This is a genomic window from Bacillus sp. JJ1521 (assembly GCF_036965165.1).
Taxonomy (GTDB): domain Bacteria; phylum Bacillota; class Bacilli; order Bacillales; family Bacillaceae_L; genus Ferdinandcohnia.
Genome location: NZ_JBALOX010000305.1, coordinates 1 through 2822, shown reverse-complemented (window position 1 = coordinate 2822; position 2822 = coordinate 1). Strand labels below are relative to the sequence as shown.

Here is a 2822-nt window from a genome sequence, read left to right as displayed (position 1 = left end):
GCTGACATCGACGTTCGCCACAGGACGTGGCGGTAGTTAATCGATGTTTCTCAAGGCGGGCACCTTGCGCTTTTCCTTTACAATGATTAACAATTATAATTCCCTCTTCCTTAACTCATACTATAAATGCTCCTTACCCATAAGGAAAGCGAGGGATAAGCATGGCAGAACAAGATAAAAACGTAAGAAATTATCAAGACGATAATGATTTTGATTACTACGTTGATCCAAACTTAGGCGCAAATGCTGACTCAAGCTATAATGAGGAAACGGCAGCAGAGGTTGCCGCTCCAATCAATTATGGAACCACAAGACGTGAGACGAACTATGAAGGGGATAATACCCGTGATAGAGCAGGTGGTGCAGGTTTAGGCTGGCTCGCTCTTGCTTTATCAATTATTTCCTTGTTTGTAATGCCTGTATTATTAGGAGCAGCAGGTATTATCATTGGATTTATTGCTCGTCGACGTGGAGCGACTGGTTTAGGAGCATGGGCAATCGGGATTGGTGCTGTATCGATTATCGTCGGCATCTTCATCCTCCCATTTTTTTAACATAAGTATATAAAATAAGCCCGACACTTCGTGTGCCGGGCTTGTTTTTATTATTTTTGCTCTGCCGCCTGCTTTGCGAAATATTCTTCAGCAAGCTTGTCGATTTCTTTTTTCAATTCTTCTACCATGGTTGCCTCAGGCACTTTTCTGACGGTTTTACCGTGACGGAAAAGTAATCCTTCTCCACGTGCACCTGCAATTCCAATATCAGCTTCTTTAGCCTCACCTGGGCCGTTAACGGCACATCCTAATACAGAAACTTTAATTGGTGCTTTAATGTTTGCAATATACTCTTCAACCTCATTAGCAATTTTAATTAGGTCGATTTCAATTCGTCCACATGTTGGGCATGAAATTAATGTTGCCGCATTAGATATTAAACCAAATGATTTTAATAATTCACGTGCAACCTTAACTTCCTCAACAGGGTCTGCACTTAGTGAAACACGTAATGTATTTCCAATTCCCTTACTTAAAATAGCACCTAAACCAGCTGCACTTTTAACTGTTCCAGAAAACAGTGTTCCTGATTCGGTAATACCTAAGTGTAATGGGTAATCAAATGCTTTTGCCGCTTTTTCATATGCTTCGATGGCAAGTGGAACAGTTGATGCCTTCATTGACACAATGATGTCATGGAAATCAAGGTCCTCTAAGATTTTAATGTGGTGTAATGCACTTTCAACCATACCATCTGCAGTAGGGTAACCATATTTATCAAGGATACGCTTTTCTAATGATCCCGCGTTAACCCCAATACGAATTGGAATTCCTTTTTCCTTCGCAGCTTTAACAACAGCTTCAACCTTTTCTTTTCGGCCGATATTACCAGGGTTAATCCGAATTTTATCGGCTCCTCCCTCAATTGCTTTTAAGGCTAATTTATAATCGAAATGTATATCAACAACAAGAGGAATTGAAATTCTTTTTTTGATTTCTGGAATTGCATTTGCTGCACGCTCATCAGGACATGCTACACGAACAATTTGACATCCTGCTTCTTCAAGACGCTTGATTTCTGCAACTGTTGCATCTACATCATGTGTCTTTGTAGTGGTCATACTTTGAATAATAACTTCATTATTACCACCAATCGTTAAATTACCAACCTTTACAGGACGTGTTTTTGTACGATGGATGATTTCACTCACGAATATCGCTCCTTTAAGTTAAACCTATAATATCACTTATATAAGAGTAATCCTTTATTAGAAAAATATCTAGTCTAAAGAATCATTTACTTGCCTATTTTACAGTTGAATCAAAAATTTGACAAGAAAGGACCCTTATTCATTCGTATATAATGGAAATTTATATGTTTTTCCAATTTGAAGAAGTTCAGCTTTACTGTCAGGGTTAAGCTCTTCAAAATCCATGATAACAGATTCAATGGAAGAGATCTGCTTCCCTTCATTTAGTTTTTCAACAATTGATAATAAAGTGTCTCCTGCCTTAACTTTGATCTCCCGATATGGATCATTTGGAGTTTGGGCAACAACCTCTGTTGCCTCTATTGATTCACTTTTAGCAATTGGTAGAGTACCAATTCTTACATCATAATAAATAATAAATAAAATAAACATAATTGCTAGGAATGCGAAGAATCGCTTCATGTCCATAACCTCCGCTAGATCTACTTAATACAGAATATGCTTTGGTCTTTTAGATATTCCAAAAATTAATAGAAACACACAAAATTTAATAGAGAAGCTAGAAATAGAAACTTTTTACATGCATGTGAAAAAAAGCGTATTAAGAATGACCTAGGACATTTGTTACAGGATTGTAAATTACATATTATTCCTTTACATAAAAAATGGACTACGGTACCATTTTAATGGGCTTGCTCACAAATTAATAAAATAATGGGAGTTGGCAATGTGGAACTAAATGTACAGGATATGATATTTCATTTTATAGGTGGACTTGGTATCTTCCTATTTGGTATCAAGTACATGGGGGAGGGACTCCAAAAGTCTGCCGGGGATAAACTAAGGGATATTTTAGATAGGTTTACAACCAATCCATTTATGGGTGTTCTGGCAGGTGTTCTTGTAACAGGTTTAATTCAAAGTAGTTCGGGAACAACAGTAATTGTGGTAGGTCTCGTAAGCGCAGGTTTTATGACTTTACGACAAGCGATTGGAGTGATTATGGGGGCAAATATCGGAACCACTGTGACTGCATTTATCATAGGGATTAAAATTACAGATTATGCACTCCCGATCATAGCGGTAGGGGCCATACTACTTTTCTTCTTTAAAAATA

4 protein-coding genes are annotated in these 2822 nt (G+C 37.6%); 2 read left to right on the top strand and 2 right to left on the bottom strand.

The features are described 5' to 3' along the window. Nucleotides 1-161 precede the first annotated feature (161 nt). Nucleotides 162-554, top strand: coding sequence for a DUF308 domain-containing protein (locus tag V7147_RS25130; protein ID WP_335370523.1), 393 nt, complete (start codon nucleotides 162-164; stop codon nucleotides 552-554). A 50-nt stretch (nucleotides 555-604) separates the two neighbouring features. On the opposite strand, the gene ispG is transcribed toward V7147_RS25130, so the two are convergent. Further along, a complete protein-coding gene (ispG, locus tag V7147_RS25125; RefSeq protein ID WP_335370524.1) occupies nucleotides 605-1711 on the bottom strand; it encodes a flavodoxin-dependent (E)-4-hydroxy-3-methylbut-2-enyl-diphosphate synthase in 1107 nt (368 codons plus the stop codon). A gap of 129 nt (nucleotides 1712-1840) precedes the next feature. Beyond that, entirely contained in the window at nucleotides 1841-2167 is a 327-nt protein-coding gene (locus V7147_RS25120) for a hypothetical protein (RefSeq protein ID WP_335370522.1), read from the bottom strand. A 288-nt stretch (nucleotides 2168-2455) separates the two neighbouring features. Here V7147_RS25120 and V7147_RS25115 point away from each other — a divergent pair. After that, on the top strand, nucleotides 2456-2822 hold a 367-nt coding region (locus V7147_RS25115; protein ID WP_438824659.1), incomplete at its 3' end, for a Na/Pi cotransporter family protein.

Bases quoted from the DNA above. Each gene is read 5' to 3' on its own strand.
- V7147_RS25120 (WP_335370522.1), bottom strand. From the start codon at position 2,167: ATGAAGCGATTCTTCGCATTCCTAGCAATTATGTTTATTTTATTTATT.
- V7147_RS25130 (WP_335370523.1), top strand. From the start codon at position 162: ATGGCAGAACAAGATAAAAACGTAAGAAATTATCAAGACGATAATGAT.